Origin of the sequence: Microbacterium sp. ZW T5_56 (assembly GCF_044987425.1) — a bacterium.
Lineage (GTDB): Bacteria > Actinomycetota > Actinomycetes > Actinomycetales > Microbacteriaceae > Microbacterium.
Genome location: NZ_JBJDRI010000034.1, coordinates 22,271 through 46,227, shown reverse-complemented (window position 1 = coordinate 46,227; position 23,957 = coordinate 22,271). Strand labels below are relative to the sequence as shown.

Here is a 23,957-nt window from a genome sequence, read left to right as displayed (position 1 = left end):
AGTCAGCGGGGGAAGACGGCGAAGAACGTGGACAGCACGGCATCGACGTCGGCCTGCAGCGCGATGTCCAGCACCGGCCACGCGCCCTGTGCGCCGTGCACCGCGTCTTCGGCGGCGTGCGGGCGACGGTCCACGATCGTCGCTCCACGACTCGCGCCCGGTGCCAGCTCGACGTGCACCGGGTACGACTCGAACGTGAAGAGCTCCGGGTTCGTGAGCGCGATCACCGCACCGGCATCGCCGATGCGCCGGTTGTCGACGATCGTGTCGCCGCCGGGCACGGTCACGGTGAACGACAGGAGACCGGCGAGGGCACGCTGCACGGGGTCGTCCTGACGGAGCGTTGCGACCTGCACGTCGTCGGCACGGATGCGATCGAAGACGTCCAGGCCGTACATCGTGAGCGGGACGCCGCTGGTGAACACGATGTGCGCCGCTTCGGGATCATGCCACACGTTGAACTCGGCGGTCGCGCTGGCGTTGCCGACCGATGCTGAACCGCCCATCGTCACGATGCGCGCGATACGCGGCGCCACCTCGGGGTGTGCGCGCAGCAGCAGCGCGATGTTCGTCAGGGGAGCAAGCGTGATGATCGTGAGCGGCTGCTCCGACGCCATGAGCGTCCGTCTCAGCAGCTCGACCGCACGCACCGGCTCGGGCGTGCGCACGCCGCGGGGCAGCTCGATACCGCCGACGCCGTCGGAGCCGTGGATCCAGGCCGCAGATCGCGCTTCGCCGATGAGCGGCTGCTCGGCACCGCCGGCCACCGGGATCTGCGGTGCGCCCGCCAGTTCCAGCAGCGCGAGCGTGTTGTCCAGCACCTGCGGCAGCTCGACGTTGCCGGCGACACACGTGATCGCCCGCACGTCGATGTCGGGGTGGTGCAGCGCGTACAGGACGGCCATCGCATCGTCGATGCCGGTGTCGACATCGAGGATGACGCTGTGCTGTGCGGGGGCTGACGTGGGGGTCATGGATCCTTCTCGGGTTCAGGCGCAGAGATGCGCGGGAAGATCATGCAGTGAGAGCGCCGGACGGCTCGGGGTCGGTGCGCCGACGAAGAACGCCGACATGCCGGCGCGGCGTGGCCCTTCGACGTCGGCGTCCCAGGTGTCGCCGATGAACGCGACGCGCGACGGGTCGACGGGGTGCTTCGTGAGGGCCGCCGCGAAGAGATTCGGGTGCGGCTTGCGCCATCCCTCCGACACAGACAGCACCGTGGCCTCGATGTGCCGGTCGAGATCGAAGCGGGCGAGCAGGTCCGGCACCAGCCGCTCATCATGCGTGTTGCTGACGACGATCACGCGGTGGTCCTTCGCCAGCGTCGCGAGCGCTTCAGCCGCACCGTCACGCACCCGGACGGGCACGATCCAGTCCGCGAGGTACTCGTCGACCAGCAGCTGACGATCAGAGGCGGAGGCGTCCACGTCGATGAGGTCAGCAAACCGGGCCGCCACCTGCGAGAGGGAGTATTCGCGTCCCGTGCACACCGCATCCGATTCGTGTTCGGCCCAGGCACGACCCCACGCGGCGCTGGCGTCAGCTCCCGAGCCGTGACGCGCGGCGAAGGACTGTGGTGCCGTGAGCGCGGTGCCGTCTCCTGTGTGCACACTCGGCTCATACTCGACGAGCGTGCCGAAGAAATCGAACCAGACGTCGGTGAAGCGGCCCCTCACGCGCCTTCCCGTCGGCGCACGATCTCCGTGATCCACAGGGGAGCGAACGGGGACGTGCAGTTCGGCGGAGTGGGGTAGTCCTTCAGTACCTCGAGCCGTTCACCGATCTCCACAGCGCGCTCGCGATACTCGAGGTGATAGATGCCGATCTGCGCGAGCGCATCGTTCATGGCCCACTGCAGCCGTTCGGGGGCGTCGCGCATCGCCGGATCGATCAGGTCCAGCAGCCGGGGCAGGTCGAGCCCTGCTGGCTTCTTCACGATGCGCTCGGACGTGAGCGCCCACCCGGCTGCCTGCACGATCGGATCGGGATCGGTGAACCAGCGCTCTCGGAGCGCTTCCGCGTGCGGGGACTTCTTCACGATGTAGTTGACGAGCCAGTCGATCACCTTCGGCGCGCGTGCCTCGCGGAGCATCGTGTCGAGCTCGTCGGGCGAGTGGTCCTTCGGCTTCATCAACAGCAATGCGAGCAGGCGCGCAGCGGTGTCGCCGGTGGCCCACAGATCGTCCGCCAGCGGCTGCTGCGCTCCGATCCGCTTGGCCACGCCGCGGAGTTTCGTGAGGTTCACGCCGTGGTCGTCGCCGTGGCGCTCGTTCACCGCGCGCATGCGAGGGTCTTCGAGGGCGGCGAGTTCCGCCATCACACTCGCCACATCGTCCGTCATCGCGCCTCCCCGTCTGCCTCGTGCACCGCTCGCGGCGGCTGGCATCCAGTCTACGGACGGCACCGACATCCGCTCGTGTCGTGAGGCTGTCCGCGCCGGGTCAGCCTACGGGGACATCGATGATCGACACCTCGCCGCGGTGCGCGGCGACGAGCCCGCCCGAGGCCGCGGCGAGGTCTGCATCGAACCGGTCCAGCGCATCGGGACTCACACGCATCCCCAGCACGGCACTCGCCGCGTACCGCGTCTCGTCCATGACCGCATCATGGCGGCCCGACCAGTCGCGCAGCACATTCTCATATCGCCCGGCATCCGCGTAGGGGACCTCCACGGTCACCGCGACCAGCTCGCGGCGATGGATGATCGCAGCGAGGTCGAGGGCTTCGGACACGGCGGAGGAGTACGCGCGGACCAGGCCGCCTGCACCGAGTTTGATTCCGCCGAAGTACCGCGTGACGATCACCACCAGATCGGTGAGCTCGCGACGACGCAGCACCTCCAGCATCGGCATCCCGGCCGTGCCGCTCGGTTCGCCATCGTCTGACGAGCGCGCCTGGTCACCCAGGACACCGGTGATCATCGCCGTGCAGTTGTGTCGCGCATCCCAGTACCGCGTGCGGATATGAGCGATGGCGGCGTCCGCTTCGGGAACGGATCGCACCGGGATCGCGTGCGTGATGAACCGGGACTTCTTGATCACGAGTTCATGCTCGACGGTGGCGGCGATGCTGTCGGGGTATGACCTCATCCGGCGTGCTCGGTCCGCGTCGCCGCTGCGGCTCGGTTTGCGGGATCCATGGACTGCGGTGAGCGGTCGTCAGCGGACGACGGTTCAGCCTGCGACCCGTCCGAAGGTGAAACGCGAGGCAGATCGACCCCATGCGCCGCCAGGAGCGCATCGGTTTCCTGTGCGTCGGGCGACGTTGCGGGCCCGCGACGCGTGACCGAGATCGCGGCGGCGGCGTTCGCCCGGCGCGCGGAGGCGTCGATCGAGTCGCCGCGCAGAAGCGCCGCGCACAGCACGCCGAGGTGCGTGTCGCCGGCACCCGTCGTATCCACGGCGTGCTGCGGGAATCCGGCCACCGCGCGTGTGCCCGTGCTGTCGGCGATCCAGCAGCCGGAACCGCCATCGCGCACCAGGACGACGGCATCGGGTCGTAGCAGCTTGCGCAGTCGGGTTGCGACCTCGGCGAGCGGTACATCGTCGCCGGCTTCGGTGAGTTCGCGGGCCTCGGCAGCGTTGGCGGTGAGGACGTCGGTGCGGGCGAGGACTCGTCGACGCACTTCGGCTCGCACGGTGGCGAACACGGGCGCGGGATCCAGCAGTACGCGCGCCGATGGCAGGGACTCCAGCCAGGCCGGAACGGTCTCTGCGCTTGTCGCGGGGGTCAGGACGTATCCCGTCACCGCCACGAGGTCCTGGTCGCGCATCGGGATTGCCGCAAGTTCCCTCAGGGAGACGTCTGCTTCCGCGCCATCGACCGTGATGAAGGTGCGCTCCGCGGTGTCGTCCACCATCACGATGCAGTAGCCGCTGTCCCGTTCCGCCGCGGGGATGGGCGTCGCGCAATCGATGCTGTGCAGCGTGTCGGCGACGATCGTGCCGAACGGGCCGCTGCCGTAGCGTCCCGCATAGACAGTGGCCGCGCCGTCGCGTGCCGCGGCGATGAGCGTGTTGGCTCCACCTCCCGCCGTGATCTCAGCATGCGTGGCGAGCACCTCCGTGCCGGTCCGAGGGACCGCGGGCACCGCGACACCGATGTCGACGATGACGCTGCCGGCGTACACCAGTCGACCCGGCTGCTTCGTGGAGGTCATGCGTGTCTCCGTCGTGGGTGTGGGTGGTGTGCGCGGCATCGTGGGGCGGGCGGGTGGTCCCGAGAACCAGGACTCTTGTTCTGTCTCCCGCAGGTCGCCACGGGCCGGGTGCGAACCGGGCTGAGCTCGTCAGCCCTTCGGGCGCTCCGTGTATGGGCGGCCATTCACGACCGCGTCCAGCTTGCCCGTGGCCACCCAGACGGCGTGAGAGCGCAGCGCCTGGCGCACCGCGAGGAAGATCACCGTGTACGCGATGGCCAAGCCGATGACGGTGGCCAGCACGACGAGGAAGATGGCGGTGGGGCCGGCGAAGTTCATGCAGGCATCCTAGGTGACCCCGTGCGCGTCCGCGAATGATGAACGGGCTCGGGCGGCGCGCTGGTCCGGAGACATGGCGCGCGAGTGCTTGGGCGGCGCTGCGCATCTGTCTTCACCGCTGAGGTCCGAATTGTTCGCGACTGCTCCGAAGCCGTGCACCGGCTCTGTTCGCGTGTGTCTCCGCTCGGGTGCTCACGCGGACGGAGACACGCGCAGTGCCAGCAGGCCGGACGCGGGAGACGTGAGGTCCAGATCGTTCACGCGCGTCACGAGTGACACGGAGTCCGTCGGCCACGCCTGCATCCCGTGCGCAGCTCCGAGCACAGCGCCGGCGATCGCCCCGATGGTGTCGGTATCGCCGCCGACGCTGGCCGCCACACCCAGGGCGCGCCACGGCTCGAGACCGCTGGCGGCAAGGGCGAGCGCCGCCACCACCGACTCCTGAGCCGCGACCGATGTGCCGATGAGGTCGATGCACAGGCGCGTTGCATCGGTGGGCGACGCATCGCGCAGCAGATCCGTCGCCCAGCGGATGCGCGGTCCGACCCTGGCCCCGTCGATCCAGGGTGCTCGTGCTTCCGCCTCATCCGCGAGGCCGGCACCGAACAGTGCGGCGGCGTGCGTATCGGCACCCTCGATGCCAGCACTGACCGCTCCGGCAACGGCAGCTGCGGACGCGAGGCCGATCGACGTGTTGTGCGTGACGAGCGCCGAGGCGCGGACGGCATCCAGCAGCCGACCGCGCGGCTCGGGAGCGAACGCGATACCGACGGGCGTGACCCGCATCGCGGCACCGTTCGTCGCCCCACGGGTGCCCGTGACGGCGGGGTCCTCGCCCGCCTGTAGACGAGAGAGAGCGAGCTTCGTTGACGGCCCGAGGAGATCGAGAGACCCTGCCGCGAGCATGCGCTGCTCCCAGGACAGGAGTGCTTCGGCGAAACGATGGATGTCGATTGTGCCTGCGGCGTCGATCAGAAGATCTGCGAGGAGGAGGGCCTGCTCGGTGTCGTCGGTGATCGTGCCGGCGGGAAGCCCCGCCGCGATGAGTTGGCGGGGCGCCGCGGCGCGGAGTTCGTGAATCTCGCCGTAGTCGGCGAGAATCACGCTCCGCGACAGATCCTGTGTCGGCATGCCCAGCGCATCGCCGAGGGCGAGGCCCGTGAGCGCGCCCCGAGCACGATCGAGTGCAGTGGTCATGGACTAACTCTGAGGCCCACGTCCCGCCGCGGCAACTTGCGCCGCGGCGGGACGTGACTTGCGACGGCCCTTCGTCTCGCGCCGCGCTTGCTCAGGAACCGGCGGCGGCGAGGACCGCCTGCGCGGTGGCGGTGACCGTGGAGCGATGACGACCCGCGGCCCACCCGACGCCGGCGGGGGAGCGGTATTCGATCAGCGTGAGCGCATCCGCATCGGCGCCGCGGCCGATGGAGGTCTGGTGCAGACTCAGCACATCGATCCCCGTGGCTGCGGACCCGAGCGCGGCGAGCACCGCCTCCACCGGACCGCCGACCACGGTCGCGCTGGACTCCGTCCCCTCGCCGTCAACGATCCGAGCCGCCGTGCCCTTCTCGTCGGTGTCGATCTCCCGCACGGCGAAGGGAGTCGCGCGCAGATACGCCTCCGCGAACACGTCCCACAGCTCGGCGGCCGACACCTCGTCGCCGGTCGCGTCGGTGTGGCGCTGCACGCGACGGGAGAAATCCACCTGGGCGCGGCGCGGCAGCTCGATGCCGTACTCGGTCTCCAGCAGGTAGGCGATACCGCCCTTCCCGGACTGAGAGTTGACGCGGATCACGGCGTCGTACGAGCGACCCAGATCAGCCGGATCCACGGGCAGGTAGGGCACGCGCCACGCAGCCTCGCGCTCGCGGACCCCCTCACGAGCGGCGCGCTCGCGGTGCTCGGCGAAGCCCTTGCGAATCGCGTCCTGGTGGGTGCCGCTGAAGGCGGTGTGTACGAGATCGCCGACATACGGGTGCCGCGGGTGCACCTCGATGCGGTTGCTGTCCTCGACCACGCGGCGCACCTCGTCGATGTCGGAGAAGTCGATCATCGGGTCGACACCCTGCGCGTGCAGGTTCAGGGCGAGCGTGGCGAGATCGACGTTGCCCGTACGCTCGCCGTTGCCGAAGATGCAGCCCTCGACGCGCTGCGCTCCAGCAAGAACGGCCAGCTCCGCGCAGGCAATGCCGGTACCGCGATCGTTGTGCGGATGCACGGACAGGATCACCCCGTCACGACGAGCCAGGTTGCGATGCATGAACTCGATCTGGTCCGCGTAGACGTTGGGCGTCGCGATCTCCACGGTGGCCGGCAGGTTCAGGATCACCGGCCGGTCTTCCGACGCCTCCCAGAGCGCGGTCATGCTGTTGCACACGTCCAGGGCGAAGTCGGGCTCGGTGAGATTGAACACCTCGGGCGAGAATTCGAACCGTACGTTGGGCAGGTCGCCGGCGAATTCCAGGACGTCTCGTCCGCCGTTCAGGATCAGCTCCAACAGCTGGGAGCGATCACGCCCCAACACCACATCGCGCCACATCGGGGCCGTCGCCGTGTACATGTGGATGACCACGGGGTTTCGCACGCCGCGGATCGACTCCACAGTGCGCTCGATGAGGTCGCGTCGCGCCGGCGTGAACACGACGATGGTGACATTCTCCGGCGCGATGTCGGTGTCCGCGATGAGTCGCACGAAGTCGTAGTCCGTCTGCGACGCCGACGGGTATCCCACCTCGATTTCGGTGTAGCCGATGCGCACCATCATCTCGAAGAAGCGGCGCTTGCGGGCGGGGTCCATGGGTTCGGCGAGCGCCTGGTTCCCATCGCGCAGGTCGACAGGAACCCAGAGCGGTGCGGTGGTGATGCGGGCATCGGGCCACGTGCGTTCTGTGAGGGGAACCTCGACCCGGGAGAACACGTCGGCGTAGCGGTGCGACGGCATCGGGGACGGCTGCTGGCGGTTCCAGAACGGGGTGGTCGTAGGGATGGTCATGACTTTTCCTCTTCTGCGGAGCGTGATCGGCCGGTGCACGCGAGCCACGACGGGTACCGGTCGGTCAGAGCCCGTCGTGGCGACGAAGAAGGAGGAGAAGCCGAGTCATGGCGTTCACTGTACACCACTCCTCAGACAAGTAGACATGTTTGGCTTGTTGGGGTGATACTGGACGGGCACGAGAACGGAGGCGGAGATGGCGCAGGTGCGACGCGAGCCGTTGGCCGATCAGGCGGCGCGCCTCCTCCTGGAGCGCGTGCGCTCGCAGGAATGGGAGCTCGGCGAGAAGCTGCCGGGGGAGACCACGCTCGCCCCACAGCTCGGTGTCGGTCGTTCCACGGTGCGTGAGGCGATTCGTCTCCTCGCCGGTCGCGGTGTGCTCGCTTCTCGTCAGGGGGCCGGCGTGTTCGTCACAGCGCTGGACGTGGTGGAGGAATGGGACGATGTCGTTCGGCGCTCCGATCTCACCGCCGTGATCGAGGCGCGCATCGCGATCGAGACCGAAGCTGCGTCGCTCGCGGCGGAGCGCCGCACCCGCACCGATATCCGCGCACTTCGCGATGCGCTGGCCGCACGCGCCGACGACACGCTCAGCCGCGAGGAGTACGTGGTGGCGGACCTCGCCTTCCACCGCGCTGTCGTGGCTGCGGCCCACAACCCGATCCTGCTCGACCTGTTCGACGGCTTCACGCCGCGGCTGCGTGAATCGATGCAGGACATGGTGAGACGACGGCCCACCGGGGGATCGGACGCCGATCACGACGATCATGTCGCCCTCGCGGAGGCGATCATCGATCGTGATGCGGCCCGCTCTGCCGCAACCAGCCGCACCCATCTGACCGCGCTGACGGACTTCCTGTCATGAGGGCGAGATTTCCGGTCATGAAGGAGTTCTGCCATGACCGTCTCTGAGCCCTCCGCTGATGTTCAGAGTGGAACCCGCACGTCGGTATCCGCCAACTGTCGTGAAGGAGTTCTGCCATGACCGTCCTCGAATCCTCCCCAGCCGTTCTCGAGCTGCGCGACATCGTGTTCCGCCGCGAGGGTCGGACGATCCTGCACGGCATCGATCTCACCGTGCGGGCGGGGGAACACTGGGCACTGTTGGGACCCAACGGTGCGGGCAAGAGCACGATCCTGGGGTTCTGTGGTGCGCAGACCTTCCCGACGTCCGGCACCGTCGACGTGCTGGGGCGGCGTCTCGGACGGGTCGAGTTGGCCGTGCTGCGGCGCGATATCGGACACGTGAATCCGCGCCACCCGATTCGCACGGCGCACTCCGTTCAGGACATCGTGCTGACCGGAATCACCGGCACGGTCGAGCGACCGATGCGCTGGGAGCCCAGCGCTGCGGAGATTGCCCACGCCGATGAGCTCATCGCCCTCGTGGGCCTCACCGCGCAGCGTGACGGACTGTGGCAGCACCTCTCGCAGGGTGAGCGCGGACGGTCGCTGATCGCGCGTGCCCTGATCGCCGAGCCGCGACTTCTGCTGTTGGACGAGCCGACCACGGGGCTGGACGTGGCCGCTCGAGAACAGCTGCTGGAGACCATCGATGATCTGGCGCGGGACGTTCCTGAGGTGGCGTCGGTGCTGGTGACCCATCATCTGGAGGAGCTTCCGGAATCAACCACGCATGCCCTGGTGATCTCGCATGGCGCCACGGTGGCATCGGGTGTGGCAGTGGATACGGTCACCACCGATGTGATCTCCCGTGCTTTCGAGCATCCGATCACGGTGGGATATGAGGGTGCACGCTGGTCGGCGCGTGCGGAACGGGCCCGCCACGCCGCCGGATCCTGACGCCGCGGCGGCGGGAGCCGCGCGTCGCACCTGGCAGGATGGAACCATGACCACCTGGCTTGTCACCGGCGGCGCCGGCTACATCGGTTCCCACGTCGTTCGCGCTCTGCAGAGCGCCGGGATGACCCCGGTCGTGATCGATGATCTCTCCAGCGGGCACGCGTCGTTCGTGCCGGAAGATGTCACCTTCATCCAGGGCGATATCCTGGACCGCGAGCTGTTCGTCAGCGTGCTGCGCGAGCACGGCGTGAGCGGCGTGATTCACGTCGCCGGCTACAAGTACGCGGGCGTCTCGGTGCGTCGCCCGCTGCACACCTACCAGCAGAACGTCGAAGCGACCCGTGTGGTGCTGGACGCGATGGCGGAGACCGGCGCGGACAAGCTCGTGTTCTCCTCGTCCGCTGCCGTGTATGGCACCCCCGATGTCGATCTCGTCACCGAGGATCTGCCGAAGGCTCCCGCATCTCCCTACGGGGAGTCCAAGCTCATCGGCGAGTGGCTCATCCGGGATCAGGCGGTGGCGACCGCCGACAGCGACAAGCCGCTTCGTCACACCTCGCTGCGCTACTTCAACGTGGTCGGCTCGGGGGAGAAGGGTCTGCCGGACACCAGCCCCCACAACCTGTTCCCGATGGTGTTCGATCGCCTGATCGAGGGACACACGCCCGCGATCTTCGGCGACGACTACAACACCCCCGATGGCACCAACGTGCGCGACTACGTTCACGTGTCGGATCTGGCGATCTCCCACGTGGCCGCCGCTCGTCGCCTTGATGCCGGTGAGCCGGTAGAGGCCGCCTACAACCTCGGCTCGCAGAACGGCCTCTCCGTCAAGCAGATCATGGACGCCATGGCGCGCGTCACGGGCATTGACTTCACGCCGGAGATCGCACCGCGCCGCGCCGGCGACCCGGACCGCATCGTCGCCACGGGCGAGCTTGCTGCGCGCGACCTCGACTGGGCGATGCGTCACGATGTCGACGAGATGGTTCGCTCGGCCTGGGAAGCACGGCAGGGTTTCGCGGGCTGAGGCATGTCTGACGTCCACGAGGTCGAGGATCGTCCGGAGATCGTCTGCATCTGCGGCTCGGCTCGGTTCGCGGACGTGATGCGAATGGTGAACCGCCAGCTGACGTTTGCCGGAATCATCGTGCTTGCTCCCGCAGAAGCAGACGGGCCGGTCACGGACGAGCAGAAGACCGTGCTGGATGCGCTGCATCTGCGCAAGATCGACCTGGCGGATCGTGTCGTCGTGGTCTGCCCCGATGGGTACCTCGGCACGTCGGTGCAACGTGAGGTCGATTACGCGAGCGCCGCGGGCAAGTCGATCTCCTACGTCGGCGTGGTTCGCGTCGGAGAAGCGGCGCACGTACGACGGGCAAGGACTCCTCGCACGGCGATGTGATCCGATCCCGCGTGGGTCGATGCACTGTGGCCCGGCCGGAGGGCCGCCGTGTAATCAGGTGTGGCATCGTCGGATGCCGATGATGCACATCGCGACGCCCACAACCGCGACGATCAGAACCGCGATGATCAGAACCGGTTCGGCAGACGGCGCCACAGCACCTGAACCTGAACCCGCACCCGCGCCCGCGCCCGCGCTGACGGCGTGACCGATGATGACGGTCGGCAGCAGGTCGATCACGGGGGTGAGCGTGGGGAAGATGCGCGCCCAGGGGAGTGCGTCGCTCACAACCACGGTGACCGCCGGGGCCAGCATCGCCAGCGCACGCGCGGTGGCCGGGTTCCGAACGAATGCGCCAACGAGGGATGCGAGCCCGACACCGAACGTGAGCGATGCCAGAGCACCCGCCACGGCGAGCGGCCCGAGCGTTGAGGAGATCGCAAGCGTGCCGAGGAACACCACCATCGTCGCCCCTGTGCCGAGTGTCGCGACTGCGACTCCCGCCAGCATCGCCGAAGACTGGCGCGCGGGTGTCGTCGCAATCAACCGGAGAGTTCCTCTGTCGCGCAGTCGCACCAGTGGGAGCGCGAGCAGCGATGTCGGGACCATCAAACCGAGGAGCGCGGCAAGTGTGGGAGCGCTGGCGGCGAACAGTGTGCCGTTGCTGCGCACGAGGAGATCCAGGCACACGGCAGCGGCGATGGGTCCGATAGCCGTGCCGACGACAGTCAGGCAGAGCCCGCGGGATCGTTGCAGTTCGCGCAGGAAGACGCCCGTCAGCGCTGCCACGTCGTGAAGGGTGTCGAACGTTCGGGTCGGCGAGTCGGTCAGATCCCACGCCCCGGCAGCCTCACCTGCGCTCATGAGGTCACCGCGAGGTAGGCATCTTCCAGGGTCGGCTGGCGAACGCTGATCCCGGTGACGCGGAGGTCTCGCGCAAACGTGAGCCGTCGCAGGAGCGCGTCGACGTCGGGCGTGGTCACGGTGATCCGGTCGCCATCGTGGAGCGGGCGGGTCTGCCAGTGTTCACCGATCACATCGTGGAGACGACTCGGATCAGCTCCTGGTGCGAGGGTGAAGGAGACTTCCGCGTCCTGCGCGAGCTCGCGCGTGAGATCTTCCTGCGTACCGGCGGTGACCACACGTCCGTCCGCCAGGATGACCACCTGATCACACAGGAGCTCGGCTTCGTCGAGGTGATGAGTGGTGAGCAGAACGGTGGTGCCCTCGGCCCGGATCTCGAGGATCAGGTCGTCGACTTCGCGTCTCATCGCGGGATCGAGTCCGGCCCCGGGTTCGTCCAAGACGAGGAGCCGAGGATTGCCGAGGAGGGCGGCGCCGATCAGAAGGCGTCGTTGCTGACCACCGGAGAGGTGCTTCACTCTCGTGTTCCGTGCCGAGTCCAACCCGAGTCGGCCGCGCAGACCAGCGGTGTTCGACGAGGCGTGCCGCAACGCGGCGAACAAGCGGAGCGTTTCATCGACGGTGAGGAACGGGGGCAGCGCGCCGGATTGCGGTTGGACGCCGACGAGCTGCGTGATCTCTCGACGCGAATGATACGGATCGAAGCCGAACACCCGAACCTCACCGGATGACGGGCGTTCCAACCCAGCGATGAGATCGATCGTCGTCGACTTCCCCGCGCCATTCGGCCCCAGCAACGCGGTGATCTCGTTCTCCCGCACCTCGAACGACACGTCGTTCAGAATCGTCCGGGGTGCGGCTTCGCCTCCATTCCGTCGTGGCCGACGCGCTCGCGGTGCGGGGACGGAACGGGTGGCGTTCCTCACGAGGATCGCCGTGCTCATCGTCGGCCTCCCGTCGGGGGCGCGTCCTCGGCGCCGGGAAAGAAGATGTCTTCGATCCGCTGATCGAAGGTCGCGCTGATGCGAAACGCGAGGGGAAGCGAGGGATCGTACTTGCCGGTCTCCAACGCGTTCACAGTCTGGCGTGACACTCCGAGCGTTTCGGCGAGCTCCACCTGGGATAGGCCCGCCGCGAGTCGCAGCGACCGGATCACATTGTTCACCGTGCATCTCGTATCGACGAGAGCGCCAGCGTGATTCCCCACGCGGACATGCCGACCACGAACACGGCCCACACCAGGTTCGGCAGCGGGCCGACCGCACCCTCGATGATTCCTCCCGCAACGGCGGTGATCATCGCCGCACCGAAGCCCACCGCGCAGGCGCGCAGGGCGAACCCGCGCATGTACTCGTCGAACGTCCGGGTGAAGCGGACAACGGCGATGAGCATCCACACGGTGGGGATGAGAGGGAGGAGGGCGATCACTATCGCGAGGGGTGACCCTTCCGGCGGGTCGATTACGATCGGCACGATCACGAGGAGCACCACGAAGAGCGCCGAGGGGATCATCAACTCCCAGAGGTAGCGGCGCGCGGCCGCACGTTCGCGCGGAGTTCTGTCGCTCATGACATCGTCCTTTCCCGGGACAGCGGATCGATAGGGGTCTGGGCGCGGAGGGCGATGGCACGGTCGGACTTGCCCGAGGGGCCGTCCCAGCGGAAGCGGCGGGACGCAGCCACCGCGCAGGTCCCGCCGAGGAGGAGCATCAGCGCCCACGCCACCGCGAAGGGTAGGGCTGCGGGCATACCGGCAATCGCCTCGTTCACGGTGCCGACGAACCACGAGCCGGGAAGGAGTCCGAGCCCGACGCGCACCGGTTCGGGCAGCAGCGTCAGGGGCACCGCGCCGCCGGAGCTGAAGACGAGGGCGAGAATCACGGTGACCAGTGCCTGCTGCGCCGCGTCGGTGTTCGCACCGCGGGAGGCGACCAGTGCCGCGACGCCGAACAGCATCACGGCACCGCAGGCGATCGTGACCGTCAGAACGCCCATCGCGCCGGGATCCGCGTACTGGCGAGCAATCGCGATGATCGCGATCCCGACGCTGGTGACGGTCACGAGGGCCAGCCGCAGAGGCAGCAACGAAACGAGGTACAGCCAGCGAGGCGTAGGCGTCGTGGCAATGAGCCGAAGAGCCCCGCGCTCCCGCATGGCGATGATGGGCACAGCGGTACCGATCAGCGCGATCGAAGCGATGCCGGCAAGCAGGGTGGTCCCCAGGTTCACTCGGAGGAAGTCGGGCACCTCGTCGCCGACGGAGTCGATGACGCGGATGTGCTCGGCCGCAAGCCCCGCGGTTCGGAGCGCCTGCCAGATCGGGTCCCACGCCACGCCGCTCTCGAGCAGCGTCACCGTGGCCCCATCTGCGTCCACCTCGACACGCGAGTTGACAGCGTGCGTGCCCGACTCCGCCGGGGTCGTGATGATGCCCTCGGTCGCTAGTTCTGCCGCGATCGTCGGCGCGTTGGCGCCGGTGACGACGACACGAGGCTGGGCGCCCATCATCGTGAACGCGTACCAGAGGCTCACATGGATGACCAGCAGGATCAGCATCATGGTGACCATGGAGACCCCGATCAGGGGGAATCGGACCATCTCACGGGTGTCCATCACCATCAGCTGGGAGAACGACCGGGTTCGGCACCTCAGATTGCGGAGGGGCATGATGCTCTCCTTCCGATCGCAGATGACAAGGAACCTTGACACCACTCTCCTCGATGCGAGGACGGATGTCAAGGCTCCTTGTCATGCCTCTCGGAAATCGCGTCAGTTGATCCGCGCGGTTCCCGCCAGCAGCGGGCGCGAGGTCATGAGCGCGATTCGCACAATGCCTGCTCCCACCAGCAGCACACCGCCGATGACCACGAATGTCAGCGGCGCGAGGATGAGGCTCGCGCCCACCAGGGGGAACAGCACGATCGCGGCGATGGCGGCTGAGCCGAGGCTGGTGACCAGCAATGGTGACATCACCGAACGGCGTCGTGCCGCGTCCATGGTGGACAGCTCCGTGCCGAGCATGGTGAGCGAGCGCGACAGCTCGCGACGATCTATCACATCCGCTGACTGTGAGACGCCTACTGCGCACGCCACCATGAGGAACGAGCCCACCACGGTGATGATCAAGCCGGTCCGGATATCCGCGATCAGGAACTGGTCGGCGGCCGTTCCCGCTTCGCTGCCGATCATGCCGAGCAGCGAGACGCCGGCTCCGGCGAACACTGACATGAAGCTCGTCATCGCGATGCCGGAGATCTGACGCCACGCCGCCTTCGGATCTTCCGTCACGCGCCGGGCGGCGAGGAGCTTCGCCGGTGTGGCCGCCCGACGAGCCTGTCCGCGAGCGACGGTCGCCAGCACCCACGGGCCCACGAGGTTGAGGAGGGCCAGTGTGCCGCCGAAGCAGAGCGCGAGGATGCCGAAGATGATGAACGGTGCTGCGGCGACGCCTCCTATCGCGCCGGTGACGGTCGAGGCGATGGCGACCAGGACCACGGCGATCACAGGACGCAGCCACGACAGGCGCGGTGCGTCCTGGCGTGTGCGCACACCCAGCGGTGAGAGCACCACGCGCTGGAGGCTCAGGATGGAACTGATCGCGGCCAGCAGCACGACCGTCGCGGCGACGGCGGCGAAGCCCCACACCGGGGGAACGACGGCCGCGAAACCGAGCGGCGCACCGCGGAACGGAACGAGCGCGATCAGCGGCAGCAGTGCGAATGATCCGATCGATCCCAGGATCGCTCCGAGCAGTGCGATCACCGCGGACTCGATGACGGTCGCGACCTGAATCGCGGACGACGGCACGCCGAGAAGTCGCAGGGTTGACAGTCGTTCATCGCGACGTCCCGCCGACAGGCGCGCGGCCGCACCGCCGAGGGAGAGCATCGGCGGCAGCAGGAGAGCGAGAGCGATGACGGCCAGCGCCTGATACATCATCGACACCTCGTCCTGATAGGTCCAGAACGTCTGCGCGCCACCGAAAAGCACCAGGATCAGGGCCGTGACGATCGCGAACGCGACGAGGGGCAGGATCACGGTCGACCGGCTGCCCTTCTCGTTGCGCAGCGAGAGAGACAGTACCCGCCCGATCATGCGCGCGCTCATCGTCCGTTCCCCGTTCGTGTGGTCGTCGGCATGGCGACGGCGGCGAGAAGAGCATCCGGATGGGAGGCGACGCCTGTGTGGACATCCGGAGCCGACGCCCGTTCTGTCTGCGGGGCGGCCCAGGCGCCCGAGATACGACCGTCGCGCATCTCGACGATGCGGCTGCATCGCGTGGCGACGGTGCGGTCGTGCGTCACGACGATCAGCGTGCGCCCCTGCCCTGCTGTCGCGGCGATGAGGGCCGTCATCACCTCGGATGACGTGCGCGAGTCCAGTGCTCCCGTCGGCTCATCGGCGAAGACGACCGGCGCGCCGGTCACCTGGGCGCGGGCGATGGCGACGCGCTGCGCCTGGCCACCGGAGAGCTGGCCGATGCGGCGATCCTCCATGCCGCCGAGGCCGAGCTGGGCGAGCCAGGTGCGGGCGCGCGCCTCTGCGTCCGCGCGGGCGGCGCCCGCGAGCATTGCCGAGAGGGCGACGTTCTCCAGCGCGGTGAGCTCTGGCAGCAGCAGGCCCTGCTGGAAGACGAAGCCGAACGACTCGCGGCGCAGGCGAGAGCGCTCGCTGTCGCTCATGCGCGCGACGTCCTGCGTGCCTCCGCCGGAGGTCAGCATGACAGAACCGGAATCCGGCGTGATCACACCGGCGAGCGTGTGCAGCAGCGTCGTCTTGCCGGATCCGGATGCGCCCATGATGGCCACCGACTCGCCCGCGCTCACGGCCAGGCTCACCCCGGCCAGGGCAGTGGTAGCGCCATACGTCTTGACGAGGTTGTCTGCGCGGATGATCGAGTTCATGTTTCCAGCCTGGGCATTCGGCGACGCAGGCGCGTCGGTCCGCGGGCTGATTCGCGTCATCCTCCGGCATGAGACCCCATCATCCAGAAAAGTGAGTACACTCATAAATGAGCAAACTCAGGAGCAGTGATGAGCGGGCGACGGGATCGCAACAAGCAGGACAAGCGGGATCGCATCATGGCGGCCGCGCGTGATCTGTTTGCCGAGCACGGCTTCTCCGGGGTGACGACGCAGCAGATCTCCGAGCGTGCCGACGTTGCCGCCGGCACGCTGTTCCGCTACGCGGCCACGAAGGGCGAGCTCATCCTCATGGTGGAGAACGAGGCGTTCGCGGCAGCCGTCGATGACGGAATCACGCGGGCGCGCACGATCGACGATCCGGCTGCGGCGGTGTTCGCCCTCGTCGAGCCGGTGCTCGCGCTGGCCGAACGCCACCCGGAGAACACGACGGCATATCAGCGTGAACTCCTCTTCGGCGGTGCGCAGGAGCCGCATCGGCAGGAGGGCATCGCCGTCATCGCCCGGCTGGAAGGAGCTGTCGCCGCCCTTCTGCCCGTCGATGGCACCGCGGCGGAACTAGCCGCGCGCTCGGTCTTCGCCGTGCTTCATCTCGCGCTTGTGAGCGCGTCTCTCACTCCGATCGAGCGAACCCGCTCGGTCCGGCTCCAGATCCAACAGATCGTGCGCGGCGTGACCGCGTGACAGGAAAGGACACAGACATGACCAGTGACATTCGCAAGGTGACCGTTCTCGGTACCGGTGTGCTCGGCTCGCAGATCGCCTTCCAGACGGCCTTCCACGGGTTCGAGGTGACCGCGTATGACATCGATGAGGCCGCACTCACCGCCGCTCGCGATCGCTTCGCCAAGCTCGCCGAGATTTACCGCACCGACGTCGAGGGTGGCGCCGACAAGGCCGACTCCACCCGTGATGGCATCGTGCTCAGCGCGGATCTCGCCACCGCCGTAGCTAACGCCGATCTCGTGATCGAGGCGGTGCCTGAGGTGCTCTCCATCAAGCAGGAGACCTACCGCAAGCTCGGCGAACTGGCACCGGAGAAGACGATCTTCGCCACGAACTCCTCCACGCTGCTGCCCAGCGACATCAAGGACTTCACCGGTCGTCCCGACCGCTTCCTGGCGCTGCACTTCGCCAACCAGGTGTGGAAGTTCAACACCGGCGAGGTCATGGCCACACCCGACACCGCCCCTGCTGTCTTCGACCGCGTTGTCGTGTTCGCCGCCGAGATCGGCATGGTCCCGATTCCGATCCGCAAGGAGAAGGCCGGCTACGTGCTGAACTCGCTGCTGGTGCCCTTCCTGGACGCCGGTATGGAGCTGGCGGCATTCGGCTACGCGGAGCCCGCCGATGTTGACAAGGTCTGGCGGATCGCGACCGGAGCACCGATGGGCCCCTTCCAGATCCTCGACGTGATCGGGCTGACCACCCCGTACAACATCTCGAGCCACGGGGATGAGAAGGGGCAGCAGATCGCCGCCTGGCTGAAGGAGAACTACATCGATCAGGGCAAGCTCGGCATCGCCACGGGCGAGGGCTTCTATTCTTACGGCGAGTGATTCGGAGCCTCCTTCGGCGTGGCATCGCACCGCGCCCGAGGCCTCTGTATGCCGGGCCCGGACGGGTTCCCCCGGGGATTCCGTCCGGGTTCCCCGGGGACTCGCCCGGGTTGCACCCTGCGGGTGACGGCGCGAGCTCTCCAGCGGAACAGCCCGGTCAGCGGAAGTCGCGGGAAGCATGGGAGACCCCCACTCTCAGATCCTCGAAATCGTCGGCGAGGATATTGGTCACGCCCTCGGGCGAGCGCTCCAGCATGCCGCGGATGATGAGTGCGGGGGAGTCGCGCACCACACGGCGATGACGACTCCACACCCCCTGCGAACAGATCACGTTCACGAGTCCGTCCTCATCCTCCAGGTTCAGGAACGTGATGCCGGAAGCTGTGGCGGGGCGTTGCCGGTGCGTCACCAGTCCGGCCACGAGCACCCGACGGCCGGTCTCATGAGTGCGCAGCTGCGAGGAGCGCAGCACACCGCGATCATTGAGCGCCGATCGGAAGTGCGTCATCGGATGGTCATCCGTGGAGACTCCGGTGGCCCAGAGGTCGGCTGCCAGCGTCTCGTACGCGGAGGGATCCGCGAACAGGGGTGGCTGTACGGCGATCGCCGTGCCGGGAAGGTACTCGGGTCGGTCCTCCGCAGCCGCCCCGGCCTGCCACAGCGCCTCACGCCTGCTCATGCCGAGATGCTCGAACGCGCCGGCGGTGGCCAGTGCCTCCACCTGCACGGTGGTGATGCCGGTGCGACGCACCAGATCGTGCAGGTCGGCGAAGCTCCCGCGTGCTTGACGTTCCGCCACGATGCGACGCGCGGTGGGCTCACCGATGCCCTTCACCCCGGCAAGCCCCAACCGCACCGCCCACGATCCGTCGCGGCGGTGCGTGGCGGAGAGATCCGGCGCTTCGCGATCGAACGGCCCAACGGGAGGCTGGGTGAACTCGAGACAGGAATCGAGCCCGGTAGCGGCGGGAGCATCGCCGATCAGCTCCACGCCATCGGTCGCCCCAGACAGCTCCACATGAGGGCGGAGCACCTGCACGCCGTGATGGCGGGCATCGGACACGAGCGACGCGGGTGAGTAGAAGCCCATTGGCTGGGAGCGCAGGAGCCCGGCCAGGAACGCTGCCGGGTAGTGCAGCTTGATCCAGGAACTGGCGTAGACCAGCAGAGCGAACGAGATGGAGTGTGACTCCGCGAAGCCGAAGTTCGAGAAAGCTTGAATCTGCGCGTAAATGGTGTCGGCGGCCTCATCGCTGAGGTTGTTCTCGCGCATGCCGGCGTAGAGCTTCTCCTTCAGTGAGTCGATGCGCTCCAGTCCGCGTTTGGATCCCATCGCGCGCCGCAGCAGATCGGCATCTTCCCCGGTGCAGTTGCCGATGGCCATCGCCATCTGCATCAACTGCTCCTGGAAGACCGGGATCCCCTTCGTCCGCTCCAGCACGGGCTTGAGCTTGGGGTGCGGATAGGTGACCTTCTCCAGCCCCATCTTGCGACGCACGAACGGATGCACGGCACCGCCCTGGATGGGGCCCGGGCGGATCAGGGCGATCTGGATCACGAGATCGTAGAACCGCCGCGGCTGCAGGCGCGGCAGGAGGCCCATCTGCGCTCGGGACTCCACCTGAAACACCCCGATGGAATCAGCGCGGCACAGCATGTCGAAGACCGCCGGCTCCTCCTTGGGGATGGTCTCCAACTTCCACACCTCGCCCGTGGACTGCTGGATGAGATCGAAGCAGTGCTGCAGGGCTGCCAGCATCCCCAACCCCAGCAGGTCGAACTTCACCAGCCCCATCCAGGCGGCGTCGTCTTTGTCCCACTGGATGACGGTGCGCTTCGCCATGCGTGCATGTTCGACGGGAACGACCTCCCCGACAGGACGATCTGTCAGCACCATCCCCCCGGAGTGGATGCCGAGATGACGCGGAGCCTTGAGCAGCTCTGTGGCGTACTCGACCACCTGATCGGGAATGTCGTGGTTCTGCTCGCTGGACAGATCGGCACCCCACCGCTCGATCTGACGCGACCACGCATCCTGCTGCCCGGGAGAGTAACCGAGCGCCCGAGCCATGTCCCGAACCGCGTTCTTGGGTCGGTACTGGATCACGTTGGCCACCTGCGCCGCGCGCTCGCGGCCGTACTCGTTGTACACCCACTGGATGATCTCCTCACGACGATCGGAGTCGAAGTCCACGTCGATGTCGGGTTCTTCATCGCGGAGGGAGGAGAGGAATCGGGCGAAAGGCAGGTCGTATGTGATCGCGTCGACGGCGGTGATGTTCAGCAGATAGCAGACGGCGCTGTTGGCGGCCGATCCGCGCCCCTGGCAGAGGATCCCGAGTTCCCGTGCCTGCCTCACGATGCCGTACACGATGAGGAAGTAGCCCGGGAAGTCCTTCTGCTCGATGACGGCCAGTTCATCGTCGATGCGCTGGATGACTGCCTTGTCGGCATGCGGGTACTTCTCCGGCACGGCGTCATACACCAGCTCGCGGAGGTAGCTCATGGGAGTGTGGCCCGCGGGAACCTCCTGCTTCGGAAGCGCGGGGCGGGCGCGGCGCAGGGGAAAGGCGAGTTCATCGGCGAGGGTCACCGTGCGGGCTACCGCCCCGGGATACCGCGTGAAGCGCAGGTGCATCTCCGCGCCGGAGCGCAGATGCGCCCCGCCGTGTGCGGGAAGCCAGCCGTCGAGGTCGTCCATGCTCCGGTTCGCCCGCACCGCGGCGACGGCGGAGGCCAGGTGCGACTGCTGCGGACGCGCGTAGTGGACGTTGTTGCTGGCGAGGGTGGGAAGACGGTGACGGGCGGCCAGTGCGGCGAGGGCGTCGTTGCGCACGGTGTCTTCCGGCTCACCGTGATCGGTGAGCTCCACGTGCACGTTGTCGCGCCCGAACAGCGAGGTCAGTCGCTCCAGCGCCGCCGACGCTCCCTCGATGCCGGGCTCTCCGCTGTAGGACGGCCCGAGCAGCCGGGCGAGCAACGGGGAATCCGGCACCTCCAGTGCTTGGCGCACGAGGCCTTTGCGGCATCCGGTGAGCACGACCCACTCACCCCCGGATTCGGCACCGAGCTCATCGAGGTCGTATAGCGGACGGCCCTTCTCACCACCACGCAGCTGTGCGCGGGTGATGGCTCCCGCGAGTCGGTGATACCCCTCTTCCCCACGTGCCAGCACCAGCAGGTGTGCTCCCGCCGGATCGGCTTGGCCGTTCTGTGGACCCGGCAGTCCCAAGGAGAGCTCCGCGCCGAACACCGTGTTGACGCCCGTCGCCTCGGCAGCCTCGGCGAAGCGGACGATGCCGTAGAAGCCGTCGTGATCGGTGATGGCCAGGGCATGCAGGCCGAGCCGTTCTGCCTCCTCCACGAGCTCCTCCGGAGAGGACGCGCCGTCCAAGAAGGAGAACGAGGAGTGGGCGTGCAGCTCGGCGTACGGCAGCGCATCGTCGGGCCGTACGACGGGCGGCGGTGAATAGGCGCCGCGGTGCCTGCTCCACGCGGGGCTGTCTCCGCCATCAGCACAGGCGGGGACGGGCGTCTCTCGTGTTCCGCTCAGCACCTTCTCCAGCTTCGACCACGAGATCGGCGGATTCGAGAACCCCATCAGTCGTACCTCCCTTCCATGCGCCACCCGGATTCGTCTCGCAACACGAGCCAGGCGGATTCATCGGCGCACAGCAGCTGCAGGCGATGAGCGCGGACGGCGTTCTCGGCATCCCACTCTCGCTCGCGGAGCGCCCACGGGCCGGCCCAGCCCTCCACATGGCGTGAGGAGCCGTCGGCGAGGAGCATCACGGGCTCCGCGCTCAGCACCCCACGCTCATCCACCTCGATCTGCTCTCCGTCGTGCCCGACCACACGGACGGCGCGATGCTCTCGAAAGACCGTCGTCGGCAGTGGATCCGGCATTCGACCCGGCCAGGGCCGATGCGGGTCCCGAGTGAGGACGGCACGATCCCCCCAGGGGATGAAGGCCTGTCGGTCGGCGAGCAGACGACCACCGGAAGCGGTGGCGACCAGCACACCCTCGTGCCCGAGGAGTCCCTGCACGCGCGAGAGCGCATGGTGCAATCGGGCATCGGTGCCCTGACCGAACAGACCCGGCTGATGGTGCGCGGCATCGTCCACGGCCTCGGGGATCAGCCTCACCCGGCACACGCCTCCCGCCAGCAGCGGTTCGGAAGCCTCCCACGAGCTCTGCAGCTGCCACCGAACGCGATCCACGATTGCACCGGCATCGAAGCAAGAGGGATGCAACCAGATGCGCTCCGCGATGTGGCCGCGGTCATCGTGCAGCTCGATGCGCAGTTCGGTGCACACCAGCGACACATCAGCCAGCGCCCGGATGACCGCGTCTGCCGTGGTGCGTACCGCGAAGGCAACCTGATCCGCCTGCTCCAGCGGGGGCTCGAAGAAGACCTCGCGCGACAGCTTCGGCGGCGGAGTACGACTGGTCACCGGACGCGAATCGGCCCCGGCTGCCAGCATCTGCAGCCGCGCACCGGCTTCGGACAGACGATCGTGGACGCGGGTGGGGTCGAGGGCGGCGAACTCGCCCAGGGTGCGCACTCCCAGGCGAGCGAGGAAATCGGCGAGTGCGGGATCCTCCAGTGCCGTCACCGGGACGGGGGACAGGAACGCGGCAGATTCTCCCGGTGCCACGATGCGAACGTCGTCCGCCGCTGCCGCTCGCGCCGCATGCTCGGCGGTGAAGGGGCCGTCTGCCACCCCGGCACGCACTCCGGGCGCACCGTGCTGCGCGAGCATGTGCAGCAGGACACGAGCGGCCTCGTCTTCTCCGCCGTAATACCGCGCCGGGCCGCGGGCGCGGAGCGCGCACAAGCCGGGACGCAGCAGCTGTACGCCGGGGGAGAGTTCTTCGACCGCGGCGATGAACGGCTGGAAGAAACGTGCATCGCGATCCGGGTCATCGGCGACGAGGTGAACCGACGGGCAGGCGGCCTGAGCGTCGCGGCGGCGACTCCCGCGCCGTACGCCTTCCGCGCGAGCGGAGGCGGAGCACGCGATGACCGTATTGGCCCGGATGATCGCGACGGGCGAGGCCGGGTCCCAGGGCTGCGGCAGGCTCAGGGAGTACGCCGTGACGGGCCAATCGGGAAACCACAGCACGAGAGTGCGGACGGGCGTGCTCATCGCGCCCCCAGCGAGGCAAGCGCGCGTTCATCGCGCCGGAGGGCGAGTTCGTCCGAACCGGTGACGGAGGACGGGACCGGGGTGGGAGCAGGCTGCTGCGGGGTGAACAGGGTGCCTGTGGGGCCGGGAAGCTGTACCCGAGAGCGTCGTGTGCCGGCGGAGCGGCGTCCTCGGGCAGTGACCGTGACGGTGCGTGAGCGCAGCAGGCCGTATCCGGTACCGAGTCCCTCCCACCGAGGCTCGTCCAGTCGCAACGTCACGTCTGCACCCGACCAATCACCATCGATCACCAGGACGCTGCCGCGGTCGCGTAGCCGTGCACTCAGCCGGGCGACCTCGGCATCGCGAGGGCGCGTCGGTGGACGTACGACGATCAGCGGCATCACCTCGGAGACGGCAGCGGCCACCGACATCCAGCGCTCACCGGGCTGCGGGATGAGGGCGAGTCGATCCAGAGCGATCCCGTAAGCGGATGCCGCCTCTGTACCGAGAGTGGGGATGCCGAGAACCGCGCACCAGGATCCGGCGCGCGAGGCCTCGCTCAGCAGCGCCAGCAGCAGACTGGTGGAGGATTCCACGGCGTAGACGGAACCGGGCGCGAGACCGCCCCCGGGAAACAGCGAGGACAGCTCCTCGGAGACGGGGACCAGCGCGGTATCAGCACGGCGGCGCTGCATCGTGTCGATGCTGCCCTGCAGGCGCTCGATCTCGGCGGCGAGGTCGCCGAGATCGCTTTTTCGTGCCAGTGCCATGGATCGATCCTAGAAAGTATGTTCGAATATCGC

Annotated in this window: 24 protein-coding genes; 6 read left to right on the top strand and 18 right to left on the bottom strand. The window is 67.9% G+C overall.

All coding sequences use genetic code 11. The annotated features are described in order from the left end of the window. Positions 1 to 2 precede the first annotated feature (2 nt). The 8 genes from ACI3KU_RS15255 to ACI3KU_RS15220 form a co-directional block, all read right to left on the bottom strand. Positions 3 to 974 (bottom strand): nucleoside hydrolase, encoded by a 972-nt coding sequence (locus tag ACI3KU_RS15255; RefSeq protein ID WP_404923164.1) that lies wholly within the window; start codon positions 972 to 974, stop codon positions 3 to 5. A gap of 15 nt (positions 975 to 989) precedes the next feature. Further along, positions 990 to 1,676, bottom strand: coding sequence for an HAD family hydrolase (locus ACI3KU_RS15250; RefSeq protein WP_404923163.1), 687 nt, complete (start codon positions 1,674 to 1,676; stop codon positions 990 to 992). Next, positions 1,673 to 2,341, bottom strand: coding sequence for a DNA alkylation repair protein (locus tag ACI3KU_RS15245; RefSeq protein ID WP_404923162.1), 669 nt, complete (start codon positions 2,339 to 2,341; stop codon positions 1,673 to 1,675). The genes ACI3KU_RS15250 and ACI3KU_RS15245 overlap by 4 nt, the downstream gene beginning before the upstream one ends. Before the next feature lie 100 nt (positions 2,342 to 2,441). Further along, positions 2,442 to 3,089, bottom strand: coding sequence for an IMPACT family protein (locus tag ACI3KU_RS15240; RefSeq protein WP_404923161.1), 648 nt, complete (start codon positions 3,087 to 3,089; stop codon positions 2,442 to 2,444). After that, positions 3,086 to 4,159, bottom strand: coding sequence for a PfkB family carbohydrate kinase (locus tag ACI3KU_RS15235; protein WP_404923160.1), 1,074 nt, complete (start codon positions 4,157 to 4,159; stop codon positions 3,086 to 3,088). The genes ACI3KU_RS15240 and ACI3KU_RS15235 overlap by 4 nt, the downstream gene beginning before the upstream one ends. Before the next feature lie 129 nt (positions 4,160 to 4,288). Continuing rightward, positions 4,289 to 4,477 carry a hypothetical protein gene (locus ACI3KU_RS15230; protein ID WP_404923159.1) on the bottom strand — a complete coding sequence of 63 codons (189 nt, stop codon included), beginning with the start codon at positions 4,475 to 4,477 and terminating at the stop codon, positions 4,289 to 4,291. A gap of 192 nt (positions 4,478 to 4,669) precedes the next feature. Then, positions 4,670 to 5,674 (bottom strand): ADP-ribosylglycohydrolase family protein, encoded by a 1,005-nt coding sequence (locus ACI3KU_RS15225; protein WP_404923158.1) that lies wholly within the window; start codon positions 5,672 to 5,674, stop codon positions 4,670 to 4,672. A 91-nt stretch (positions 5,675 to 5,765) separates the two neighbouring features. Continuing rightward, the gene (locus ACI3KU_RS15220) at positions 5,766 to 7,469 is read right to left on the bottom strand and encodes a 2-isopropylmalate synthase (protein ID WP_404923157.1); all 1,704 of its coding nucleotides are present in this window, start codon (positions 7,467 to 7,469) and stop codon (positions 5,766 to 5,768) included. Positions 7,470 to 7,665: 196 nt separating this feature from the next. Here ACI3KU_RS15220 and ACI3KU_RS15215 point away from each other — a divergent pair, with 196 nt between their 5' ends. From ACI3KU_RS15215 to ACI3KU_RS15200, 4 genes are all read left to right on the top strand, one after another. Next, positions 7,666 to 8,334 carry a FadR/GntR family transcriptional regulator gene (locus ACI3KU_RS15215; protein WP_404923156.1) on the top strand — a complete coding sequence of 223 codons (669 nt, stop codon included), beginning with the start codon at positions 7,666 to 7,668 and terminating at the stop codon, positions 8,332 to 8,334. Between the two features lie 116 nt (positions 8,335 to 8,450). Beyond that, positions 8,451 to 9,272, top strand: coding sequence for an ABC transporter ATP-binding protein (locus tag ACI3KU_RS15210; RefSeq protein ID WP_404923155.1), 822 nt, complete (start codon positions 8,451 to 8,453; stop codon positions 9,270 to 9,272). A 46-nt stretch (positions 9,273 to 9,318) separates the two neighbouring features. Further along, positions 9,319 to 10,302, top strand: a complete 984-nt coding sequence (galE, locus tag ACI3KU_RS15205) for a UDP-glucose 4-epimerase GalE (RefSeq protein ID WP_404923154.1) — start codon at positions 9,319 to 9,321, stop codon at positions 10,300 to 10,302. 3 nt (positions 10,303 to 10,305) lie between these two features. Then, entirely contained in the window at positions 10,306 to 10,677 is a 372-nt protein-coding gene (locus ACI3KU_RS15200) for a hypothetical protein (protein ID WP_404923153.1), read from the top strand. Between the two features lie 54 nt (positions 10,678 to 10,731). Here ACI3KU_RS15200 and ACI3KU_RS15195 read toward each other — a convergent pair whose 3' ends face one another. From ACI3KU_RS15195 to ACI3KU_RS15165, 7 genes are all read right to left on the bottom strand, one after another. After that, positions 10,732 to 11,541: a hypothetical protein gene (locus ACI3KU_RS15195; RefSeq protein WP_404923152.1), complete on the bottom strand. Its 810-nt coding sequence runs from the start codon at positions 11,539 to 11,541 to the stop codon at positions 10,732 to 10,734. Then, a complete protein-coding gene (locus tag ACI3KU_RS15190) occupies positions 11,538 to 12,374 on the bottom strand; it encodes an ABC transporter ATP-binding protein (RefSeq protein WP_404923151.1) in 837 nt (278 codons plus the stop codon). The genes ACI3KU_RS15195 and ACI3KU_RS15190 overlap by 4 nt, the downstream gene beginning before the upstream one ends. A gap of 107 nt (positions 12,375 to 12,481) precedes the next feature. Next, positions 12,482 to 12,706 (bottom strand): helix-turn-helix transcriptional regulator, encoded by a 225-nt coding sequence (locus tag ACI3KU_RS15185; RefSeq protein WP_404923150.1) that lies wholly within the window; start codon positions 12,704 to 12,706, stop codon positions 12,482 to 12,484. Next, a complete protein-coding gene (locus tag ACI3KU_RS15180; protein ID WP_404923149.1) occupies positions 12,703 to 13,110 on the bottom strand; it encodes a hypothetical protein in 408 nt (135 codons plus the stop codon). Before ACI3KU_RS15180 ends, ACI3KU_RS15185 begins: the two co-directional genes overlap by 4 nt. Next, positions 13,107 to 14,207 (bottom strand): ABC transporter permease, encoded by a 1,101-nt coding sequence (locus tag ACI3KU_RS15175; protein WP_404923148.1) that lies wholly within the window; start codon positions 14,205 to 14,207, stop codon positions 13,107 to 13,109. Before ACI3KU_RS15175 ends, ACI3KU_RS15180 begins: the two co-directional genes overlap by 4 nt. 102 nt (positions 14,208 to 14,309) lie before the next feature. After that, positions 14,310 to 15,647, bottom strand: a complete 1,338-nt coding sequence (locus ACI3KU_RS15170; RefSeq protein ID WP_404923147.1) for an FtsX-like permease family protein — start codon at positions 15,645 to 15,647, stop codon at positions 14,310 to 14,312. Beyond that, positions 15,644 to 16,444, bottom strand: a complete 801-nt coding sequence (locus tag ACI3KU_RS15165; RefSeq protein WP_404923146.1) for an ABC transporter ATP-binding protein — start codon at positions 16,442 to 16,444, stop codon at positions 15,644 to 15,646. Before ACI3KU_RS15165 ends, ACI3KU_RS15170 begins: the two co-directional genes overlap by 4 nt. Positions 16,445 to 16,573: 129 nt before the next feature. Between ACI3KU_RS15165 and ACI3KU_RS15160 the strand changes: the two genes are divergently transcribed. Together ACI3KU_RS15160 and ACI3KU_RS15155 are read left to right on the top strand one after the other, a co-directional pair. Further along, entirely contained in the window at positions 16,574 to 17,146 is a 573-nt protein-coding gene (locus ACI3KU_RS15160) for a TetR/AcrR family transcriptional regulator (RefSeq protein WP_404923145.1), read from the top strand. A 17-nt stretch (positions 17,147 to 17,163) separates the two neighbouring features. Continuing rightward, positions 17,164 to 18,021 carry a 3-hydroxyacyl-CoA dehydrogenase gene (locus ACI3KU_RS15155; RefSeq protein ID WP_404923144.1) on the top strand — a complete coding sequence of 286 codons (858 nt, stop codon included), beginning with the start codon at positions 17,164 to 17,166 and terminating at the stop codon, positions 18,019 to 18,021. Between the two features lie 157 nt (positions 18,022 to 18,178). On the opposite strand, the gene ACI3KU_RS15150 is transcribed toward ACI3KU_RS15155, so the two are convergent. The 3 genes from ACI3KU_RS15150 to ACI3KU_RS15140 are packed head-to-tail and all read right to left on the bottom strand — an operon-like array spanning position 18,179 to position 23,924. Continuing rightward, positions 18,179 to 21,622: an error-prone DNA polymerase gene (locus ACI3KU_RS15150; RefSeq protein ID WP_404923143.1), complete on the bottom strand. Its 3,444-nt coding sequence runs from the start codon at positions 21,620 to 21,622 to the stop codon at positions 18,179 to 18,181. Beyond that, positions 21,622 to 23,172, bottom strand: a complete 1,551-nt coding sequence (locus ACI3KU_RS15145) for a DNA polymerase Y family protein (protein WP_404923142.1) — start codon at positions 23,170 to 23,172, stop codon at positions 21,622 to 21,624. The genes ACI3KU_RS15150 and ACI3KU_RS15145 overlap by 1 nt, the downstream gene beginning before the upstream one ends. Then, positions 23,169 to 23,924: a hypothetical protein gene (locus ACI3KU_RS15140; RefSeq protein WP_404923141.1), complete on the bottom strand. Its 756-nt coding sequence runs from the start codon at positions 23,922 to 23,924 to the stop codon at positions 23,169 to 23,171. Before ACI3KU_RS15140 ends, ACI3KU_RS15145 begins: the two co-directional genes overlap by 4 nt. Between the last annotated feature and the right edge of the window lie 33 nt (positions 23,925 to 23,957).

Excerpts from the sequence above, each read along its gene's own strand:
- ACI3KU_RS15170 (WP_404923147.1), bottom strand. The coding sequence starts at position 15,647 with ATGAGCGCGCGCATGATCGGGCGGGTACTGTCTCTCTCGCTGCGCAAC.
- ACI3KU_RS15145 (WP_404923142.1), bottom strand. The coding sequence starts at position 23,172 with ATGAGCACGCCCGTCCGCACTCTCGTGCTGTGGTTTCCCGATTGGCCC.
- ACI3KU_RS15200 (WP_404923153.1), top strand. The coding sequence starts at position 10,306 with ATGTCTGACGTCCACGAGGTCGAGGATCGTCCGGAGATCGTCTGCATC.
- ACI3KU_RS15155 (WP_404923144.1), top strand. The coding sequence starts at position 17,164 with ATGACCAGTGACATTCGCAAGGTGACCGTTCTCGGTACCGGTGTGCTC.
- galE (WP_404923154.1), top strand. The coding sequence starts at position 9,319 with ATGACCACCTGGCTTGTCACCGGCGGCGCCGGCTACATCGGTTCCCAC.
- ACI3KU_RS15175 (WP_404923148.1), bottom strand. The coding sequence starts at position 14,207 with ATGCCCCTCCGCAATCTGAGGTGCCGAACCCGGTCGTTCTCCCAGCTG.
- ACI3KU_RS15140 (WP_404923141.1), bottom strand. The coding sequence starts at position 23,924 with ATGGCACTGGCACGAAAAAGCGATCTCGGCGACCTCGCCGCCGAGATC.
- ACI3KU_RS15160 (WP_404923145.1), top strand. The coding sequence starts at position 16,574 with ATGAGCGGGCGACGGGATCGCAACAAGCAGGACAAGCGGGATCGCATC.
- ACI3KU_RS15235 (WP_404923160.1), bottom strand. The coding sequence starts at position 4,159 with ATGACCTCCACGAAGCAGCCGGGTCGACTGGTGTACGCCGGCAGCGTC.
- ACI3KU_RS15255 (WP_404923164.1), bottom strand. The coding sequence starts at position 974 with ATGACCCCCACGTCAGCCCCCGCACAGCACAGCGTCATCCTCGATGTC.
- ACI3KU_RS15195 (WP_404923152.1), bottom strand. The coding sequence starts at position 11,541 with ATGAGCGCAGGTGAGGCTGCCGGGGCGTGGGATCTGACCGACTCGCCG.
- ACI3KU_RS15165 (WP_404923146.1), bottom strand. The coding sequence starts at position 16,444 with ATGAACTCGATCATCCGCGCAGACAACCTCGTCAAGACGTATGGCGCT.
- ACI3KU_RS15230 (WP_404923159.1), bottom strand. The coding sequence starts at position 4,477 with ATGAACTTCGCCGGCCCCACCGCCATCTTCCTCGTCGTGCTGGCCACC.
- ACI3KU_RS15215 (WP_404923156.1), top strand. The coding sequence starts at position 7,666 with ATGGCGCAGGTGCGACGCGAGCCGTTGGCCGATCAGGCGGCGCGCCTC.
- ACI3KU_RS15210 (WP_404923155.1), top strand. The coding sequence starts at position 8,451 with ATGACCGTCCTCGAATCCTCCCCAGCCGTTCTCGAGCTGCGCGACATC.
- ACI3KU_RS15245 (WP_404923162.1), bottom strand. The coding sequence starts at position 2,341 with ATGACGGACGATGTGGCGAGTGTGATGGCGGAACTCGCCGCCCTCGAA.
- ACI3KU_RS15220 (WP_404923157.1), bottom strand. The coding sequence starts at position 7,469 with ATGACCATCCCTACGACCACCCCGTTCTGGAACCGCCAGCAGCCGTCC.
- ACI3KU_RS15225 (WP_404923158.1), bottom strand. The coding sequence starts at position 5,674 with ATGACCACTGCACTCGATCGTGCTCGGGGCGCGCTCACGGGCCTCGCC.
- ACI3KU_RS15180 (WP_404923149.1), bottom strand. The coding sequence starts at position 13,110 with ATGAGCGACAGAACTCCGCGCGAACGTGCGGCCGCGCGCCGCTACCTC.
- ACI3KU_RS15240 (WP_404923161.1), bottom strand. The coding sequence starts at position 3,089 with ATGAGGTCATACCCCGACAGCATCGCCGCCACCGTCGAGCATGAACTC.
- ACI3KU_RS15150 (WP_404923143.1), bottom strand. The coding sequence starts at position 21,622 with ATGGGGTTCTCGAATCCGCCGATCTCGTGGTCGAAGCTGGAGAAGGTG.